Origin of the sequence: Bacillus sp. FJAT-25509, assembly GCF_001420605.1 — a bacterium.
In the GTDB taxonomy this organism is placed as follows: domain Bacteria; phylum Bacillota; class Bacilli; order Bacillales; family Bacillaceae_G; genus Gottfriedia.
In genome coordinates, this window is sequence record NZ_LJIZ01000019.1 from 192,514 (window position 1) to 211,929 (window position 19,416).

Annotated in this window: 19 protein-coding genes; 11 read left to right on the top strand and 8 right to left on the bottom strand. The window is 32.3% G+C overall.

Annotated elements, in window-relative coordinates:
• Positions 1–13: 13 nt before the first annotated feature.
• Positions 14–1,204 (top strand): acetyl-CoA C-acetyltransferase, encoded by a 1,191-nt coding sequence (locus tag AN960_RS12910; protein ID WP_056472021.1) that lies wholly within the window; start codon positions 14–16, stop codon positions 1,202–1,204.
• Positions 1,205–1,327: 123 nt separating this feature from the next.
• Here the strand turns inward: AN960_RS12910 and AN960_RS12915 are convergent, their stop codons facing one another.
• Both AN960_RS12915 and serC read right to left on the bottom strand, forming a co-directional pair.
• Positions 1,328–2,488 (bottom strand): phosphoglycerate dehydrogenase, encoded by a 1,161-nt coding sequence (locus AN960_RS12915; RefSeq protein ID WP_056472023.1) that lies wholly within the window; start codon positions 2,486–2,488, stop codon positions 1,328–1,330.
• Positions 2,485–3,579, bottom strand: a complete 1,095-nt coding sequence (serC, locus tag AN960_RS12920) for a 3-phosphoserine/phosphohydroxythreonine transaminase (RefSeq protein ID WP_056472026.1) — start codon at positions 3,577–3,579, stop codon at positions 2,485–2,487. Before serC ends, AN960_RS12915 begins: the two co-directional genes overlap by 4 nt.
• A gap of 383 nt (positions 3,580–3,962) precedes the next feature.
• On the opposite strand from serC, the gene AN960_RS12925 reads away from it, so the two are divergent.
• From AN960_RS12925 to AN960_RS12965, 9 genes are all read left to right on the top strand, one after another.
• Positions 3,963–4,553: an HD-GYP domain-containing protein gene (locus tag AN960_RS12925; RefSeq protein WP_156339679.1), complete on the top strand. Its 591-nt coding sequence runs from the start codon at positions 3,963–3,965 to the stop codon at positions 4,551–4,553.
• 617 nt (positions 4,554–5,170) lie between these two features.
• Positions 5,171–5,587, top strand: a complete 417-nt coding sequence (locus AN960_RS12930; protein ID WP_056472031.1) for a MerR family transcriptional regulator — start codon at positions 5,171–5,173, stop codon at positions 5,585–5,587.
• Positions 5,588–5,750: 163 nt separating this feature from the next.
• Positions 5,751–7,067, top strand: a complete 1,317-nt coding sequence (locus AN960_RS12935; RefSeq protein WP_056472034.1) for a hemolysin family protein — start codon at positions 5,751–5,753, stop codon at positions 7,065–7,067.
• A gap of 400 nt (positions 7,068–7,467) precedes the next feature.
• Entirely contained in the window at positions 7,468–8,349 is an 882-nt protein-coding gene (locus AN960_RS12940) for a hemolysin family protein (protein ID WP_056472036.1), read from the top strand.
• 420 nt (positions 8,350–8,769) lie between these two features.
• Positions 8,770–9,567: an amino acid ABC transporter substrate-binding protein gene (locus AN960_RS12945; RefSeq protein ID WP_056472108.1), complete on the top strand. Its 798-nt coding sequence runs from the start codon at positions 8,770–8,772 to the stop codon at positions 9,565–9,567.
• Positions 9,554–10,240 carry an amino acid ABC transporter permease gene (locus tag AN960_RS12950; RefSeq protein ID WP_056472038.1) on the top strand — a complete coding sequence of 229 codons (687 nt, stop codon included), beginning with the start codon at positions 9,554–9,556 and terminating at the stop codon, positions 10,238–10,240. The genes AN960_RS12945 and AN960_RS12950 overlap by 14 nt, the downstream gene beginning before the upstream one ends.
• Positions 10,241–10,254: 14 nt before the next feature.
• Entirely contained in the window at positions 10,255–10,989 is a 735-nt protein-coding gene (locus AN960_RS12955; RefSeq protein WP_056472041.1) for an amino acid ABC transporter ATP-binding protein, read from the top strand.
• 191 nt (positions 10,990–11,180) lie between these two features.
• Positions 11,181–11,375: an alpha/beta-type small acid-soluble spore protein gene (locus tag AN960_RS12960; RefSeq protein ID WP_056472044.1), complete on the top strand. Its 195-nt coding sequence runs from the start codon at positions 11,181–11,183 to the stop codon at positions 11,373–11,375.
• Positions 11,376–11,452: 77 nt separating this feature from the next.
• Positions 11,453–11,704 (top strand): hypothetical protein, encoded by a 252-nt coding sequence (locus tag AN960_RS12965; protein WP_056472046.1) that lies wholly within the window; start codon positions 11,453–11,455, stop codon positions 11,702–11,704.
• Positions 11,705–11,740: 36 nt separating this feature from the next.
• On the opposite strand, the gene AN960_RS12970 is transcribed toward AN960_RS12965, so the two are convergent.
• The 6 genes from AN960_RS12970 to AN960_RS12995 form a co-directional block, all read right to left on the bottom strand.
• On the bottom strand, positions 11,741–12,838 hold the full coding sequence (locus AN960_RS12970) for an ABC transporter ATP-binding protein (RefSeq protein ID WP_056472049.1): 1,098 nt from the start codon (positions 12,836–12,838) through the stop codon (positions 11,741–11,743).
• Between the two features lie 133 nt (positions 12,839–12,971).
• A complete protein-coding gene (locus AN960_RS12975; RefSeq protein WP_056472052.1) occupies positions 12,972–13,892 on the bottom strand; it encodes a PucR family transcriptional regulator in 921 nt (306 codons plus the stop codon).
• A 233-nt stretch (positions 13,893–14,125) separates the two neighbouring features.
• Positions 14,126–15,301, bottom strand: a complete 1,176-nt coding sequence (locus AN960_RS12980) for a YheC/YheD family protein (protein ID WP_056472053.1) — start codon at positions 15,299–15,301, stop codon at positions 14,126–14,128.
• A complete protein-coding gene (locus AN960_RS12985; protein WP_056472056.1) occupies positions 15,298–16,653 on the bottom strand; it encodes a YheC/YheD family endospore coat-associated protein in 1,356 nt (451 codons plus the stop codon). Before AN960_RS12985 ends, AN960_RS12980 begins: the two co-directional genes overlap by 4 nt.
• Positions 16,653–17,738, bottom strand: coding sequence for a YheC/YheD family endospore coat-associated protein (locus AN960_RS12990; RefSeq protein ID WP_056472058.1), 1,086 nt, complete (start codon positions 17,736–17,738; stop codon positions 16,653–16,655). Before AN960_RS12990 ends, AN960_RS12985 begins: the two co-directional genes overlap by 1 nt.
• Before the next feature lie 18 nt (positions 17,739–17,756).
• Complete coding sequence (locus AN960_RS12995) at positions 17,757–18,851, bottom strand: YheC/YheD family endospore coat-associated protein (RefSeq protein ID WP_056472061.1); 1,095 nt, start codon at positions 18,849–18,851, stop codon at positions 17,757–17,759.
• Positions 18,852–19,025: 174 nt separating this feature from the next.
• Between AN960_RS12995 and AN960_RS13000 the strand changes: the two genes are divergently transcribed.
• Entirely contained in the window at positions 19,026–19,382 is a 357-nt protein-coding gene (locus AN960_RS13000; protein ID WP_056472063.1) for a YlbF/YmcA family competence regulator, read from the top strand.
• Positions 19,383–19,416 lie beyond the last annotated feature (34 nt).

The following is a 19,416-nucleotide window of genomic DNA, read 5'->3' on the forward strand; positions in this document are numbered from 1 at the left end:
AGGGGGAAATAAAATGAGTGAGAACGTTGTAATTGTTAGTGCTGTTAGAACTGCGATCGGAAGTTTCAGTGGTACATTGAAAGATGTAAGTGCAGTAGAATTAGGCGCTAAAGTTATTAAAGAAGCGATTAATAGAGCGGGTATTCAAGAAAGCCATGTTGATGAAGTCATAATGGGGAATGTACTTCAAGCTGGCTTAGGTCAAAATCCAGCAAGACAATCAGCATTAAAGGCAGGACTTCCAAATACTGTCTCTGCAATGACAATAAATAAGGTTTGTGGCTCTGGATTAAAATCAGTCCATTTGGCGACTCAAGCAATTATAGCAGGAGATGCTGAAATTATAGTTGCTGGTGGGATGGAAAATATGAGTCAATCCCCATATTTACTTAAAGGTGCTAGAGATGGATATAGAATGGGCAATCAACAAGTTGTTGATAGTATGATTGCGGACGGACTATGGTGTGCGTTTAATGATTATCACATGGGAAACACCGCTGAAAACTTAGCAGTACGCTATGAAGTCTCTAGGGAAAAACAAGATGAGTTTGCGGTAAATAGCCAACAAAAAGCTGAGAGTGCAATTAAGGCAGGTAAATTTGAAGGCGAAATTGTTACCATTGAAATTCCACAACGAAAGAAGGATCCAATCATCTTTAAAGAGGATGAGTATCCAAAATTTGGTGCTACAGTAGAGAAGATTTCATCACTAAGACCAGCCTTCGAAAAAAATGGAACAGTTACAGCAGCAAATGCCTCAGGTATTAATGATGGCGCAGCAGCAGTTGTATTAATGAGTGAAAGTAAAGCAAGAGAACTAGGCATTAAACCTTTAGTAAAAATTAATGCAAATAGTAGTGCAGGCGTTGATCCAAGCATAATGGGAATTGGAGCAGCATTTGCAGCTAAAAAAGCACTTGAAAAATCATCGATTGAATTAAGTGATATTGGCTTGATTGAAGCAAACGAAGCATTTGCAGTGCAATCGCTTTCTGTATTAAAGGAATGCGGCTTTGATGAAAATATTGTCAATGTAAATGGAGGTTCGATTGCACTTGGACATCCAATCGGTGCGAGTGGAACTAGAATACTAGTTACATTGATTCATGAAATGAAGAGAAGAGAGACACAATACGGTCTTGCAACACTATGTATTGGTGGCGGAGAAGGCGTTGCGACAATTATTGAAAATTGTTTTGAATAAATAATAAGTAAAAAGCGGTAGGACTCTTATAATGAGACCTACCGCTTTATTGTGAAGACAAAACCAAAAAAACAAAAAATCTGGGTTCAGACTGATTGCAGTCGCTTGTCACAAGTCTGAAGGTTAGATGATTCTTACTGAAATAACACCCTCAATATCTCTTAGCATCTGTTCAACTGGTCCATTGATCGTTTCATCAAGATCAATCATTGTATAAGCAAACGCACCTTTACTTCGGTTAAGCATATCAGCAATATTTACTTGATAGTTTGCTAGTAATCCTGTTATTTGACCGACCATATTTGGAATGTTTTTATGTGCAATCGTAATACGTTTTTTCCCTGTATAAGGTAATTCTACATTTGGAAAATTAACGGAGTTTTTAATATTACCTGTTTCTAAATAATTTTTTAATTGTTTTGCAGCCATACGGGCACAGTTTTCTTCTGATTCAGTTGTTGATGCTCCTAAATGAGGGATTGGAATGACGTTCTTCATACCAATCACTTTTTCATTTGGGAAATCTGTCACATAAACTCCTACAGTGCCGTTATTCAGCGCATATTCTAGCGCAACATCATCTACTAATTCAGAGCGAGAAAAATTAAGTAATCTTGATCCCTTTTTCATTCCTGATAAAAGTTTTTCATTCACAAATCCTTTTGTTTCAGGAGTTAAAGGCACATGGATTGTTATATAATCACATGTTGAAAAAATTTGATCTAAATTATCGATTCGTTGTACATTCCTAGATAATCGCCATGCAGTTTCGACTGAAATATAAGGATCATAACCATATACTTCCATATCTAACGCAAGAGCGTCATTTGCTACAAGTGCACCAATTGCTCCTAAACCAATAATACCTAATTTCTTTCCTGCAATCTCTGCTCCTGCAAATTCTTTTTTACCAGCTTCTACAATTTTCGAAACATTTTCTTCACCAAATAAAGAACGAGTCCACTCAATACCTTCTATAATTCGTCGTGAAGAAAGGAATAAACTTGTCAGAACTAGTTCTTTAACTGCATTTGCATTTGCACCAGGCGTATTAAATACAACAATTCCTCTTGAAGTACATTCTTCGATTGGAATATTATTTACACCAGCCCCAGCCCTTGCGATTGCTTTAACACTGTTTGGTATGCTCATTTCATGCATACTATGGCTTCTTAAAAGAATGCCATCCGGTTCATTTAATTCATTGTTAATCTTAAAGTTTTCCAAAGGAAATTCTTTTATTCCGTGCTCAGAAATATTATTTAATGTTTGAATTTTAATCATCTTACAATCTCCTCTAATATTTTCTTTTCAAATTGAATCATAAACTGAACTAATTTCTCAACGCCTTCTAATGGCATCGCATTATAAATACTAGCTCGCATTCCCCCAACTGAACGATGGCCCTCAAGATTCACCAAGCCAGCTGAATTTGCCTGAGCAAGAAATTGCTTATTTAATTCATCAGAAGTTGATGTAAATGGAATATTCATAAGTGATCTGTTCTCTTTCTTAACTGGTGAAGAGAACATGTCAGATTGATCGATAAAATCATATAATAATTGAGCTTTTAAAAGATTAGTTTGATAAATACTATTTAAGCCACCAGATTCTTTAATCCATTCTAAAACTAGCATCGCTACATAAATGCCGAATGTAGGTGGTGTATTATAAAGTGAAGAAGCTTCGACATGTGTTTTGTAGTCGAGCATTGTTGGGCAATTTTTATCAGCACTTCCAATAAGATCATCTCTAATAATGACAATTGTTAACCCTGCTGGACCGATGTTTTTTTGAGCTCCAGCATAAATTAAACCGAATTGTGAGACATCAATTGGTTCAGAAAGAATATTTGAAGAAAAGTCTGCAACTAATGGAGAATTTGTTTTAGGGTAAGTAGAGTATTTTGTCCCCTCAATCGTGTTATTCGTCGTAATATGTAAATAATCGTATGGTTCAAAAAGGGCTAAATCTTCTAAATTAGGAATATATGAAAAATTTTCATCCTCAGACGAAGCGATAACATGAACATCTCCATATTTTTTTGCCTCAGAGATTGCTTTCTTTGACCAAGTTCCTGTATTAATATAAGCAGCATTTTTGTACTTACTTAATAAGTTTAATGGAATCATTGAAAATTGAGTTGATGCTCCACCTTGTAAAAATAACACTTTATAATTTGATGGAATTTCTAAAAGTTCACGTAATAAGCTTTCACATTTCTTAATAATTCCTTCAAACTCAGCCGAACGATGACTCATTTCCATAACTGACATACCAGAAGTACCGTAAGTAACAAGCTCTTTTTGTACCTTTTCCAATACTGGAACAGGCAAGACAGAAGGGCCAGCAGAGAAATTAAAGACGCGTTCCATAAAAATCATCCTCACTAGTTATTTTTTTAATATTCTAACTTTAAACTACTCATATACGTTGGTCAATAAAAGATGAAATAAAATCATAAAAAATTCACAAATATATTAATTTTCTAATTAATGAAAAGGGAATATTAATTATTTTAGTATTTAAATTTGTAAATTTATATGAGTAAAAACCAAAAATTAAGTCGGATAATACTTTGATTGATAAATAAAAATACATAGTTTTAAAAGATAATGGAAAATTTAATGATTATATTGTTTTTAAGGGAGTTTCTACAATAATAGTCGTTTCTAGATACTATTTGGTTCCACAGGCAGGGCATATTATTAGCTACCTAATTACATATTACTTAATCACGTACATATCAGTCGGTTTAATGAAACAATATCAGAGAGTTAAAACGGGATCGATCGAGTTAATATTAGCTCTTTCAAAGGCGTTAGATTCTAGAGACAACTACACTGCACATCACTCAGAATGTGTTGCCAATATTGCTTATAAAATCGCAAAGAAAATGAAATTATCTAAAAGTCTTTGTGCACTCATCCACCAAGGGGGACTATTACATGATATTGGTAAAATTGGAATTCCGGAGCATATTTTACTGAAGGATGAGAAATTGACTGAGGATGAATACAATATAATTAAAAAACATCCTGTGATTGGATATGACATTATTAAACATATTGCTATTTTTAATGAAAATGGCATTTTTGATATCGTTTTATACCATCATGAACGATACGATGGAAAAGGATATCCAGAAGGTCTAAAGGGTGATCAAATTCCTTTAACTGCTAGAATTGTAGCAATAGCCGATAGCTATGATGCGATGATTTCAAATCGATTATATCGCAAGGGGATGTCTTTAGAAGACTGCTTAAAGGAAATAGAAAATAATAAAGGAAGCCAGTTTGATCCAGAGATTACTGATGTTTTCCTTAGCTTATTTGATTGTAGAGAATGAAATAATTCATAAAAAATAGAGGGTGTCCCAAAAGTATGATGGGGGCCCTCTTTTTCGTAAATTGATTAGATTTGAAATAACTTAAAGAAGGAATCGGACGAATTAAAGTCCTGTGTTGCAAATAAGTATTATAGAATAGCAAATAAGGAGTTCAAATGTGCAAATAAACGATGAAAAACTACAAAAGAACAGGGGACTGCAATTAAAATCTGAGGCAATTAAATTTAGGAAAACTGCACATAAAAAAAGAACTTCACTCAAAAGGAAATTTTTTTTAAAAAAAATTTTAATAAATGTTGTTTTTCATTGGTTTTGTTCAACCAACTAAAAATAATGAAAAAGATTGGAGCGTAAGGTGCTCGACTCCTATGGGAAATGCGGGAAGCCTGAGACCCCGCAGGCCTGCTTAGGAGGCTCGGGTCTCGCCCCATGGAAAGCGAGCATCCTGGAGCGGAAATCAACGTACCAACTTCTTAAAAAACATCAAAGATTACTCAAAAATTTATAATAATATTTATTTTTATACCTCACATATTACGAAATTTATGTAGAACTGTAACGTTTGACTGTATACTTTCTAAATTATATAATAGAAATATTACTTAAAATGGGGAGGGTTGTCACTTGGGATCGAGTATCGCATTGGTGAGTTAGCTGAAATAGCTCAAGTTTCAAAAAGAACAATTGATTATTATACAAAATTAGGGTTACTAGAAGCAAAACGATCAGAATCAAACTATCGATATTATTCCACAGAGGCAATTGAGACTCTCAGATTTATTGAACATTGTAAAAAAATGAGAATATCCTTAGAAGAGATAAAAGATTTATTGCAAACTAATTATAATAAAAAAAATTGTGTTTTTGAACAAATTCAACAAATATCAAATCAAATTATTGAGCTTGAAGCTAAATTAGCTCAATTAGTACCAGTAATATCAGATATGAATGATTGTGAAAAAAACGCTTTAGTAGATTCATTGTCACATCATACATTTCCGTTATTTGAAACATTGAAACATTTTGTAAAATAATGACTAAATTAATTTTAAAACTTAACAATTTATTAAAGCTATAAAATATGTGCGTTTTACTAAATTATGGTAATCTATTAAGTAAGTAAAATAATAATTTTATATTTTTGTAGATTGAAATTCTCAGGAGGTGAATACTCGAGTAATATACTCGAGTTCGTCATTGGACATAGTTAACTTGTTTATGATTGCAGTTTTAATCGCACTTACAGCTTTTTTCGTAGCAGCAGAATTTGCGATAGTGAAAGTTAGATCAAGTAGAATTGATCAACTAGTAGCCGAAAAAAAGCGAGGTGCAGTAGCTGCTAAAAAGGTTACGACGAGTTTAGATGAATATTTATCAGCTTGTCAATTAGGTATTACGGTTACAGCTTTAGGATTAGGTTTTTTAGGTGAGCCAACATTTGAGCATCTTATACACCCAGTGGTAGAATTTCTTGGATTAAACGGAACAATCGCTAAAACTATTTCGTTTATTTTAGCTTTCTCAGTTATGACATTTATTCACGTTGTAATTGGTGAGCTAGCACCTAAAACGGTTGCAATTCAAAAAGCTGAATCAATCACACTAATACTTTCTACTCCACTTATTGTTTTCTATAAAATAGCTTATCCATTTATTTGGGTATTAAATAGTTCTGCAAGATTTTTTACAGGATTATTTGGAGTTAAGCCAGCATCTGAATCAGAAGAAGTTCATACTGAGGAAGAATTGAGAATTATTTTATCAGAAAGCTTTGAAAGCGGAGAAATTAATCAGGCTGAGTATAAATATTTAAATAATATTTTTGAATTCGATAACCGACTTGCAAAAGAAATTATGGTCCCTCGTACTGAAATTATCGGTTTATATGAAGAAGACCCAATTGAAGAACAAATTGAAATAATTAAAAATGAAAAATATACACGTTACCCAGTTTTTGGGGAAGATAAAGATGATATTTTAGGTATGGTAAATGTGAAAGACTTTTTTATTCGATATCTGGATGGAAAAGTTGAAAAAACATACGATTTCGCAAACTTTACACGCCCAGTTATTCAGGTAATTGAAACAATCGCAATTCATGATTTATTATTGTTAATGCAAAAGAAACGTATTCCACTTGCAATATTGTATGATGAATATGGTGGAACAGCGGGATTATTAACAATGGAAGATATTCTTGAGGAGATTGTTGGGGAAATACGTGACGAATATGATGATGATGAAAAACCAGCCGTTCAACATATTTCAGAATCACATAAGATTGTAGACGGAAAAGTATTAATTACCGAAATTAATGACTTATTCGGTCTGTATGTTGAGGAAGATGATGTTGATACAATTGGTGGGTGGATTTTAACTCAAAATCACGACATCCAACAAGGAGAATCTGTCATATTTGAGGACTTTGAATTCAAAGTTGTTGAATTAGATTCACACCAAGTTAAATTAGTTGAAATAAAAAAAAATGAGTTAATTCAAGCAGTAAAATCATAAAGATAAGATGAAAGAAGGATAAGGGCATAAGTCTTTATACCTTCTTTTTTTGATTCTTAGACAAAAAATACTATAACCTTATAGTGTTATACTTTGTACAATGATTCACAAAAAGTTAACAACTTACATCGCCAATTCAATTCCTTTTATTATAAAATAAGGTTGTAAGGTTGATTTGTGCAGAAGTCCTTATTCTTCTACTAGTTATTTTATTAACTATTTCAATCAGCTTATTTTTTAATCGTTTCGTACAATACCTCATTTTTCCCCCTCTACTTTTGTAAAGTTAGAGGCTTTTTTTTGCATAATTTTACCTTTATTGAATACATATAAATTAAATATTTGTAAAGGATTGTCGATAGTTAATAATTTAAAAATTTGTTATAGGGATGTGAAGTGCTTGTCAGATGCTCCCTCGGGTAATGGTATAAAAAATTTTTTAACCTTTATTAATCGACTTTTTTTTAGGAATTCAAAGGATCGAAAAAATGAAGAAACAATAGAAAAACATCTCTTAATTCATAATGAACTATTTGATGTTGTTGATGAAGACCAATTTAAAATGTACGAAGATGAATTATTTTTGAGAACAATCACTTTTAAAGAAAAAAAAGTAAATGACATTTTGACACCCCGGACAAATGTTGTAGCGATCGATATTAATGAATCTGTGGACTTTATATATAATTTATTTTTAGAAGAACGGTACTCTAGAATCCCAGTTTATGAACAGGATATAGATCATATAATCGGTGTGATTTCTGAAAGGGAATTTTTAACTCAACTAATACAAAAACAAACAGTTAATATTCATAATCTGATTAGAGAGCCGATTTTTGTTATAGAAACGATGAAAATTTCTACAGTGTTAAAAATTCTTCAGAAACAAAATGCACATCTTGCTATTGTTATGGATGAATTTGGAGGAACTTCCGGAATCGTTACGCTTGAAGACATAATAGAAGAACTCGTTGGCGAAATTAGGGATGAATTTGACGAGTTAGAGGATGATTTTTTTCAAATAAATGAGAATGAATACCAATTCCAAGCCTCAATCGACTTATCGAGTTTTTTTAATCGGTTTAACATAAAAAAGCCTGGTAGTAGATATTTAACATTAGGTGGATGGTTACTTGAAAGTTTTAAACATATACCCAAAAATGGGGAATTACTTCAATTTAAAAATTTAACCTTCATCATTAAAGAAGTTCAAAATAGAAGAATACAAAGTGTAATTGTAAAAATAAACCACCAAAATTTGCAAAGTAAACTCGGTTCTTAGGAGCCGAGTTTTTTTATGTGTTGAAATACCTAGTCATTATAATAAATAGAACAATAAATGAAATTTGATCAAGTTGTGAACATTCCTATGGGATATGAGGGAAGGTTAAGAACCCAAAGGCTCGCAGAGGAGGCTCAGGTCTCGCCCCATGGAAAGCGCGAGCATCCTGTAATAGAAACCAACCATATTTACTTTTTTGCAACGTAAATGATTAGTTTATTCCAACCTAAAACAAAGTAAAATACTCGGTTTTAAGAAAATGAGCTTTTCAATCATAAAAATTGAATTAAAAAGACAAAAAGAAAAATAATAAAAATATAAGATTTTTTTGTTGTAATTTTTTAATACATGCAATATATTTAAGACACACATTTAAAAACAAACAATTCCGATAAGGTTAAGGGAGATTAAAGAATGAATATTAAGAAAATTGGTTTAACAATAGGTTCGCTATTTTTAGCAGCAGGTGTTATGGCAGGCTGCAATACAAATAAAAAAGAAGAAACTGCAAAAGGAAAAGATTTATTAACTCAAGTGAAGGATAGCGGAGAGTTAAGAATTGGTACTGAAGGTACATATGCACCTTTCACGTTCCATGATAAATCTGGTAAATTAACAGGTTTTGATGTTGATTTATCAAATGAAGTTGCAAAACGTTTAGGAGTAAAACCAAAATATTTTGAAACTCAATGGGATGCAATGTTTGCAGGTTTAGATGCAAAGCGTTTTGATATCATTGCAAATGAAGTTGGTATTAGAGCAGATCGTGAGAAAAAATATTATTTCTCTGATCCATATATCACATCATCAGGTGCATTAGTTGTAAAATCAGATTCAAAAGTTAAATCATTTGATGATATTAAAGGTTTAAATGCTGCTCAATCTTTAACAAGTAATTATGGCGATTTAGCTAAAAAATATGGAGCTAAATTAGTTGGAGTAGAAGGATTTAGCCAAGCAATCCAATTAATTGAATCTGGCCGTGCTGATGCTACAATTAACGATAAATTATCAATTCAAAACTATTTAAAAGAAACTGGTGACAATAAAGTTAAAATTGCAGCTTTAGAAAATGATGCTTCTAACAGTGGATTTATGTTCCGTAAAGATGATGATTCATTAGTAAAAGCAGTGAACAAAGCACTTGCAGATATGAAAAAAGACGGAAAGTATGATGAAATAGTACAAAAATGGTTCGGTAAAGATGGACTTAAATAGTATATTCAGCCAAGAAAATTTAACCATTGCGAAGGATTCTTTCCTTCCAATGGTTAAAACTGCTTTAATCGGTACTATTCCATTAACAATTATTACTTTTATAGTTGGTATAGTTTTAGCATTTATTACCGCTCTTTTCCGTCTATCAGGTAATAAATTCTTAAATGGTGTAGCCAAATTTTATGTTTCAATTATTAGAGGAACACCTCTTTTAGTGCAATTATTTATTATTTTTTATGGATTACCTTCAATAAATGTAACAATATCACCATATATTTCTGCTATTATTGGTTTTTCATTAAGTGTTGGTGCATATGCATCTGAAATTATTAGAGGATCAATCCAGTCGATTGATAAGGGGCAGTGGGAAGCTGCTTCATCAATAGGCATGACATATAATCAAACATTAAAACGAATTATTATTCCTCAAGCGGCGAGAGTTTCATTACCGCCATTATCAAATACCTTTATAAGTTTAGTAAAAGATACTTCTTTAGCATCCTTAATATTAGTAACTGAGATGTTTAGAACAGCTCAGGAAATAGCTGCAACTAACTATAAATTTTTAGTTGTTTATACAGAAGCTGGGGTCATTTATTGGATAATCTGCTTCTTCCTTTCAATCATTCAAGGTCGATTAGAAGCACGGGTTGCACGCTATGTTGCTAAGTAAGGGAGGAAGAACTTATGATAAAACTAGAAAACATTAAAAAAAGTTTTGGTGAATTAGAAGTATTAAAAGATGTAAGCTTAAATGTAGAAAAAGGTACTGTTACAGCTATTATTGGTCCTTCTGGTTCTGGGAAAACTACATTTTTAAGATGTATTAATATTTTAGAGCAACCTACAGATGGAAAAATAACAATTGATGAACAGACAATTGATTTTTCAAATAAGGTGTCAAAAAAAGAAATTATTTCATTAAGAAGTAAAACAGGTATGGTTTTTCAACAACATCATTTATTTCCTCACTTAACAGCGCTAGAAAATGTTATGGAAGGTTTAGTAACAGTACAAAAAGTAAAAAGAGATGTTGCAAAAAAGAAAGCAATTGACTTACTTACAAAAGTAGGATTAGAAGAGAAAATAAATTTATTGCCACATCAACTTTCAGGTGGTCAGCAACAGCGTGTAGGGATTGCTAGAGCGTTAGCATTAGAGCCAACAGTAATCTTATTTGATGAACCAACTTCAGCGTTAGATCCAGAGCTTGTACAAGAAGTTCTAAAGGTAATGAAAGAGTTAGCTGAAGAGGGGATGACAATGATTGTCGTTACACATGAAATGAAATTTGCTCGGGATGTAGCGGATGAAGTCATTTTTATGGACGGTGGTTATATTGTTGAACAAGGTCATCCTAAAGATGTTTTAGAGCATCCTAAACATGCAAGAACAAAACAATTTTTACAATTAATACAGTAATTTTAAGATGAAATATTTTACAATATAGTGTAGAAAACTAGTACTAGATGTTGATCTAGTGCTTTTTTTTATGTAAAAAATGCGGAAAAGCAAATTAAATTCTTATTTCCAAAATTTACATTTGCTAAACATACATATGTTAATCGATTAGAGTCATACTATCATTACACTACTTAAGGAGGTGAGACAACATGGCAAACAACAACAGCTTAGTAGTAAATGGTGCACAACAAGCATTAGATTCTATGAAGTATGAAATCGCTTCTGAGTTTGGAGTAACTTTAGGTCCTGATTCTACAGCTCGTGCTAACGGTTCTGTAGGTGGAGAAATCACTAAACGTTTAGTTCAAATGGCAGAACAAAGCTTAGGTGGTTATTCAAAATAATATCTATGGCTAATAAGGGATGGAGATTAATCTCCATCCTTTCTTAATGAAGTAAATGAAATTGGAGTGAGCTTTTTATGGATGGTATTTGTCCACTGTGCAATGGAATTGAGCATTATAAACTAAAATGTCCTATTTGTGAAAATCATTGTGAAGATAAAGGCAGAGCTGTTGATTATGAAGATAAATATAGTCCATATTTAGATTATGACATTTCAGCAAAAGCTGATGGATTAACCGAGCATAATTCAAATCAGTATTGTACTCATATGTTTAATTGTCCAGATTGTAATGAAGGTTTTCTTAAAATAATTGAGAAAATAAAATAACGCAGTACCAATTAAAATGGTACCGCGTTTATTTAATTAACGAATACGAGATTCAGTTTCTTTATCAAAGAAATGAACTTTGTTCATGTCTACTGCTAATTTAATGACTTGACCATGTGTAAACGTTGAACGTGCATCTAATCTTGCTACTAATGTATTTCCTTCAAAATTAGTGTATAGCATTGATTCCGCTCCTAAAAGTTCAGCTACCTCAATTTTTAAATCAAGAACTGTACCTTGAGATGCTTCGATAAATACTGGTTCGTCATGTAAATCTTCAGGACGTACACCTAAAATCACTTCTTTTCCAACATATCCATTATCGCGTAATGTTTTCATTTTTCCTTCAGGTATAGCAACTTTTTTGCTTCCAAAGTTAAAGTGACCATCTTCGACCTTACCTGAAACAAAGTTCATTGCAGGTGATCCAATAAATCCACCAACGAATACGTTTTCTGGGCGATCATAAACTTCCTTTGGTGTACCTACTTGTTGAATAATCCCATCTTTCATTACGACTAAACGTGTAGCCATTGTCATTGCTTCAGTTTGATCGTGTGTTACATAAATAGTTGTCGTTTGAAGACGTTGATGTAATTTTGAAATCTCAGAACGCATCGCAACACGTAATTTAGCATCTAAGTTTGATAATGGCTCATCCATTAAGAATACTTTTGCATCACGTACAATTGCACGACCAAGAGCTACACGTTGACGTTGTCCACCAGATAAAGCCTTTGGTTTACGATTTAAATATTCCTCAAGACCTAAAATACGAGCAGCATCTTTTACACGACGATCAATTTCTGCTTTGTCAAACTTACGTAATTTTAATCCGAAAGCCATGTTATCATATACAGTCATATGTGGGTAAAGAGCGTAGTTTTGGAATACCATTGCGATGTCACGATCTTTTGGTTGTACATCATTTACACGCTTGCCATCAATAAAGAAGTCACCTTTTGAAATGTCTTCCAAACCAGCAATCATACGAAGTGTTGTTGATTTACCGCATCCAGATGGACCAACGAATACGATAAATTCTTTGTCATCAATATTAAGATTAAAATCTTTTACAGCTGTTACGTTATTATCATAAATTTTATAAATGTGATCTAATTTTAATTCTGCCATTATTATTACCTCCAACTATTTGTAATCGGTTTCATTGATTAAATTGTAAGCATTTAAACGTTTATAAACAATGGCAAAGGTTCACAAAAAAAATAGCCTACTTTGTACAAGGTGCACAAAAAAGGCTTTTATACTATTCATTCACGATCTCAAGTAAATGAATTGCTAAAAATATAACGAGTCCATCCTCAAAATGTTTTAAATCTATACCAGTTTGTTCCGAAAATTTATCAAGACGATATTGAACAGTATTTCGATGTAAAAAAGCTTTTTTTGAAGTAGCAGTAACATTTAAATTTTGTTGAAGAAAGATTTTTACTGTTGAAAGAATTGGATCATCAATTTTCATATCATTCAAAAATAAATTAGGTAATTCCTTTTGTAAATCATCTGGTAAAAAGGAAAGGATGTAATAAAGCATTTCCTTTGAAAACCAAAGAATATTTTTTTGCTTTTTTACGGATAATGCTTTTTTAAAACATTGATGTTCAATATCAAAATAAAGGCTTAGATTTGCTAATGGTGAATAACGTTTTCCTACAAAAAAGGTAACATCATGGTACAAGTCAGCAGCAATGATTTCTTGCATATGCTCTAAAAACTCTTTGTTAAATGGTTGATCGATTATTTTTTCAATAATGACGCCTTCCCTAGCAGAATTCCAAACCACTATTACTTCTTTATGAAAGAATGCATTGATTGCTTCTTCAAACTCATTTTTACTCGAGAATAACTGATTGCTATAAAAATGAATAAAACGAATTGAAGTAGGGAGAGAAACTTCGCTTTCGAAAGTGAAGGGATTATGTCCTTTACTGTGAAATAAATAGTGAAACCATTCGCTTTGTGCAGATGGCATCAAAATCGCCTCTGATTCTAATTTTGTAAAAAGACATTCCAGTAGGTTATTTTGTTCCTCTGATATTGAAACTTTTTTAATCCCAAAGATTTCTTGATTCTCAGTAGAAAACCAAGAATAATCCATATATGTACTCTGATCAGGTGTGACTGAAACAGACTCACTCCCAAATAATGTCTTAATTTTATCAATCATAATTATTATTACCTTCCGAAGCATTATTTCATTTTAGTTTATCATTGTTGGAAAAAATAAAAAAGCTCAGACTGTTGACAAACGTTCGCTTTCTTCGTTGCTTCGCCTGTTGAGCGGTGCTCATTACCGTTTAGGGTAACTCCGCTCCTCACCAGCCTTCGCGCCTCGAAAGACAAACGCTTGCAATCAGTCTGAGACTTAAGTTTTTGAATACTGTTAAAGTACATTATAAACTACTGTTTAAAATTTGAAAGTTCATAAAATAGTCGTATTAAGTTTTCTAGTCCTTGTTCTTTGATCGCAATTTCGTCAAAGACCATTGGTTTAGAGTTAATTTCAAAAATATAGTAATGATTGTTTTGAATTCCGATATCCATTGAGAATTCAAAAAAATGTGCATCGTCCATATTTAATGCTTTTCCTGTTTGTCTGACTATTTCTTGTAATAAAGAATAATTTAATTCAATCGGCAGTTCTTCAATAGCAATAATGCTACCACCTCTAGGTACATGAGTTGTAATTCCATTAAATGTACCTACTCTTACACCAACACCGGAAAGAATATAATTATCTTCATTTTTATGTGCAAGAATTCGTAGATCAAACTTTCTTCCATCGGGTAATTCGCTGACTATACCTTGTTGACAAATAAATTCCTCGCTTAATGAACTAAGGAATTTCCAACAATCACTAATTGATTTCACCAATTCTACATGAAAAGCATTACGGATTATGACTTCTTTGTCACTTTTCAAGGAGAGCTTAAACACGCCAAATCCCCTTGAAGAATTATGCTTCTTTATATATAGAAATTTCCATTTGTTTAAATAGAAATATAAATCTTTTTCACTAGTTAATTCGATTGTCTTTGGAATATAACTTTTTAAAAAGTCGTTTGAAGATAATATTGACGTTGTTTGTATTTTTGAGAGATATGATTCGTTAAAAAAAGGAATAGTTAGTTCCGAGATTTTTTCTCGAAAATTTTTATAATCATCATTCGATTCGTATTGTACAGATGGGATGCGATTATAAATTACGTCCGGTAAAGGGGAAAATAGTTTAAGCCATTTTTTTGTTTTAAAACAAAACGTATAACATTTAACCGAATTACCTGAGAGGGCGGTGGGGGTTAATATGATAGGTATACCGCCATCAGCTAATATTTTCTTACAAATTCTTTTAAAGGTCTTAATATTCCCACTAAAAGGTAGCCGATCTTCGTTTGTTAATATACCGATAATAGGGCCTAAATGTGTTCCAATTTTTTTTACCTGAAATTGAATGGAATTTGAACGATCGTCATGAAATGGTAATATAGGTAGCCGATTATGACCTATGGAATATCTTGATTCACTATGGTCATGTGACCAAGTATTTTGATCAAGATGATAGAAAACAGAGATCATTTCATTGAAACCTCGAGTTCATTACCCTTTCTGGAAAGATGAGTAGCATATTCCAAAAAAAGTTTTTTGATCTGTTTGTCATTTTCTTGGAAACTAGGATTTGAAAAGATTGATCTTCCAGGTTTAGAATTCGCTTCGAAAAGCCAAATTTTTTCATCTTTATCAACACCTATATCAAATCCAATTTCTCCGATATGACCATCTACTTGACGATCTAAAGATTCACTAATTTTTAATGCTGCTGTAGATAATTTATCATGTATTCTTTTCGCTTTTTCCTGATCAAATAATTCTTCAAGAGTTTTCACTCGACCACCGTTATTTAAGTGAGTAGTTGTGCTACCTTTTCCTGCTACTTTTGCGGCAATAACCGTTACATGCCACTTTCCTAAAGCATCCTTGTTTGTATGAACTCGAAAATCAACAGGCTGATGCTCGTAACGAATTAGTGAAATACCTTGTTGTACAATGAAGTCGTGTAACTTCGTGCTACGAAAAACATGATTAATTAAAGATTGGAGTGTTGAGAATTTTTGAAGTTTATTTGTTTCGAAATCACGATATCTACAATAATAAATTCCTTCTTCTCGATTGTAACGGATTAAAATGACTTTTGAACCGAGGCTTCCATTTTCAGGTTTAACATATACAAATTGGTATTGCGATAATAATTCTTCAATCGTATCAAAATTATTGAACTTTACTGTTTTCGGGAGATAATGAGCAACTGATTCCTCATTTTTTAATTTTAAATATAAATCCCATTTATTGAAAAATCCAGGATTAAACCAAGGGATTTTGTATTCTTTTTCTAGTTTTTGACGTACGCGTTTAATTGATTTATGAACCTCAACTTTTCGATTTGGTAACCTATTATAAATAACCGTTGGAAAAGGAACGACCTCTTTGGTCCATCTTTTATTTGTAAAGAAATACCCTTGAATTGTTTCAGATTCCCAATCGATTCCATGAGCACCAAATACAAATATAAAGCTATTCTTTTGATTATTTTCAGCTATTAAGTTTGCAAACATAAAGCTACGATCCCCGATTGGGCGAAGTAGTGACTCAGTAAAGCCGGCGGTGAAAATTCCGACCAATGGTCCAAGCTGTAAAGTATTTCCGATAATAATGGGCTCAATAGAACCCTCAAAAGGTATACAGAGCATTTCGACTAAATGCTCTGATATCGAAATAATATTGTGAAGTGTATTCATCGTAACTAGTTGACATGGGTATTTTTTTTGACCAAAAGCAATATATTCAATATTTCTAGAAGTAGTAAGCTCTTCAGGTATACATACTAGGTTCTTACTCTGTCGATGAGTAACGATTTTATAAACTTCATTCATTATTTAATTTCACTTCTTTCACTTTTAGATTTCGATTGTAAATGTAAACAATACTGAATTGGTGCTGAGTAAAGCTTTTGTTGGATAGAAGGGTCGGTTTGAAGAAGAACTTTTCTACCAGGCTTTGAATTAACATCTAAAATCCAAATGGCTTGATTTGAATCGATGCCTAAATCTAAACCAATTTCAAATAAAGGAAGAAAATTCTTTTCAAGGGTGATTGGTAATTGTTTACAAATTGTCTCAATATCTTGCTGCAATATTAAAGCAGTTCTTTGATTGAATTGAGTGATCCATTCTTCAAATGGAACTGCATTACTTCCTGCGCTTAAATTTGCAACAATTGAATTAGGCTGGCCAATTCGAACACCTTTTCCAACAGCTTGCCACTCACCTTTTTCATTTTTTTGTAAAAGGATCCTTAAATCAAATGCTTCACGTGATTTTGTTTGGAGGTCTAAATAATTTTGATAAACATATCCTTTTGATTCAACAATCGGTTGTAGCCACTCAAAAAACTCATCTCTTGTTTCGTAAACAGTTTCAATTACTTCCTTTTGTTTTTGTGTTGAAACACTAATCGAATATGCACTTAACGTAATAAAATAAATATTTATTCCTCTTGAACCATGGATGGGTTTAATGACGAGCTTGCGTGTTTTTCTAAGTTCTTCAAAAAATACAGCTAGGTGTAATAGTTTCTTTGTTTTAGGGATATATGGATTCAAACTTTCATCAGTTGAAAGAGCCTGATAAGTTTCCCATTTTCCTGGCAGTCCATATCCTAAAAAAGTGATGTCTTTACGTTTTTTTAGCCAGTCAACAATAGGCTTTGCCTGCTTACTTTTAATGCTTGGGGAATAGAAGCATCGATCATAAATATAATTCGGGATTTCAAATGTTGTTTTCTCCCATTGCTCTGTTTCCGCTATATACTTCCAGCCCATAATTTCTTCAGAAGCTGGTTGAATATTAAAAGGGGTAAATTGAACGAATTCGTAACCAAGTTTACTTGCTTCTTTCGCCATATGTTGAACGTATTCACCTTCTTGTCTTTCTTTAAGAGATAAATAACCTATTCTCATTCTTTTCACTCCTTGTACTTATAAATATGATTGAACAAGAGAAAAAATAGCTTTTGTTGAAGGTCTAATTTTTTGAGTTGGGTCTGAAACTTGTAAATCCTTAGATGGTTTTGAATTTATTTCGATAACCCATGGGTTAAATTGATTGTCTATAGCGAGATCTACACCAAATTCAGCGAATAATCCATCAAAGGAGGAGTCTATACATATACAGCATTCGATGGCTAACTCGATTAATAACTTTTTAAAGTGAATTCGCTCTTTCTTTGGTAAATATTGACCTAAAAATTCATCAATTTTTTGAAGATCTCCCCCGCGGGCCAAATTGCTTACAAACTGTGTGGGATGACCAATCCTAGCTACAGTTGAAGTTACTTCCCATTTATTAAATTTATTTTTATGACATAAAAATCTAAAATCAACAAGTCGATCATCCTTACTGATTAAAGGTAAGCCTTCTTGGATGATACAAGTCCGCTTATTTAATTGCTGATTAATTGGATGAAATAGTTGTGAAATTGATTTATATTCAACTTCTACTTCAGAATTTTGGCTGTTTTTTAAACGATACAAATCTTTATTTTTTGTAACCTTAAAAATGTTTCTTCCTTGACTACCGTGAATCGGTTTAATAAAAACCGTTTCATATTTTTGGATAAAATTATCTAATTGTTCGACTGAGCAGCATTCCTCAGTGTATGGAACGTACGGCTTTATATAGGCTGAATCAATTAGAGCTTTAAAAACTTCAAGCTTATTTAAGAAGCGAGCATTAAAAAAAGGTATTTGTTGACTTGTTAGCGAAGAATTAAGTAATTTAAACTCTTTCGTTCGTTCAAGTCTTCTCGAATGAATTCGATTATGGATGATTGAAGGGGCAGATACATTCATTAAAGTCCAGCCATTTTCTGAACGTTTATATCCTTTTAATTCATTCGTTAGTAGTTTTTTAAATGTAGTTACATAGAAATCAATTTCAGAGTCTCCGCATAACTCTGATAGTTCCTCACAAAGTGTCGATATTGAACCGAGTGGATTTAATGACTCCTCATTGATTGAATCAGTTACTACAACAAAAGATTGGGGTTCTTGATTTTTAGGAAAAGATTGCAATGATTCTCCTCCTTTCCAAAATAATTGTCGTTGTATACTATGTGATATTCGCCTAGTTGGTGAATGTCTTTTAGGAAATTTTTAGGGTAGAAAGTTTGATTTGTTTTAGAAAAACTGACATATAATAGAATGTTTGCTATAGTGGAGATACAAAAGTTTATAGGAGGTAGTAACATGTCAGTAAATATTTATGATATTGCATACTCACTACAAAATGCTTTTAAGGAGCAACCAGAATTTAAAAACTTACAATCACTATACTCACAAGTATTAGCTGATCCAAATGCGAAACCATTATTTATGGAATTCCAAAATTTCCAAAAAGCGATGCAACAAAAAATGTATCAAGGTGAAGCAGTTACACCTGAAGAAAATGCAAAAGGGCAAGAAATTGTTGCAAGAGTGTCTCAAAATCCTTTAATTGCAAACTTAATGCAAGTGGAACAAAGACTAAATTTAGTTATTCAAGATGTAAATAAAATTGTCATGAGTCCATTAGAAGAATTTTATAAATCTTTACTTGAACTTTAATAGTTAAAAGGCAGGATAAGAAGAGGAGCTTTTA

Excerpts from the sequence above, each read along its gene's own strand:
- AN960_RS12910 (WP_056472021.1), top strand. The coding sequence starts at position 14 with ATGAGTGAGAACGTTGTAATTGTTAGTGCTGTTAGAACTGCGATCGGA.
- AN960_RS12915 (WP_056472023.1), bottom strand. The coding sequence starts at position 2,488 with ATGATTAAAATTCAAACATTAAATAATATTTCTGAGCACGGAATAAAA.
- serC (WP_056472026.1), bottom strand. The coding sequence starts at position 3,579 with ATGGAACGCGTCTTTAATTTCTCTGCTGGCCCTTCTGTCTTGCCTGTT.
- AN960_RS12925 (WP_156339679.1), top strand. The coding sequence starts at position 3,963 with ATGAAACAATATCAGAGAGTTAAAACGGGATCGATCGAGTTAATATTA.
- AN960_RS12950 (WP_056472038.1), top strand. The coding sequence starts at position 9,554 with ATGGACTTAAATAGTATATTCAGCCAAGAAAATTTAACCATTGCGAAG.
- AN960_RS12955 (WP_056472041.1), top strand. The coding sequence starts at position 10,255 with ATGATAAAACTAGAAAACATTAAAAAAAGTTTTGGTGAATTAGAAGTA.
- AN960_RS12960 (WP_056472044.1), top strand. The coding sequence starts at position 11,181 with ATGGCAAACAACAACAGCTTAGTAGTAAATGGTGCACAACAAGCATTA.
- AN960_RS12965 (WP_056472046.1), top strand. The coding sequence starts at position 11,453 with ATGGATGGTATTTGTCCACTGTGCAATGGAATTGAGCATTATAAACTA.
- AN960_RS12970 (WP_056472049.1), bottom strand. The coding sequence starts at position 12,838 with ATGGCAGAATTAAAATTAGATCACATTTATAAAATTTATGATAATAAC.
- AN960_RS12975 (WP_056472052.1), bottom strand. The coding sequence starts at position 13,892 with ATGATTGATAAAATTAAGACATTATTTGGGAGTGAGTCTGTTTCAGTC.
- AN960_RS12980 (WP_056472053.1), bottom strand. The coding sequence starts at position 15,301 with ATGATCTCTGTTTTCTATCATCTTGATCAAAATACTTGGTCACATGAC.
- AN960_RS12985 (WP_056472056.1), bottom strand. The coding sequence starts at position 16,653 with ATGAATGAAGTTTATAAAATCGTTACTCATCGACAGAGTAAGAACCTA.
- AN960_RS12990 (WP_056472058.1), bottom strand. The coding sequence starts at position 17,738 with ATGAGAATAGGTTATTTATCTCTTAAAGAAAGACAAGAAGGTGAATAC.
- AN960_RS13000 (WP_056472063.1), top strand. The coding sequence starts at position 19,026 with ATGTCAGTAAATATTTATGATATTGCATACTCACTACAAAATGCTTTT.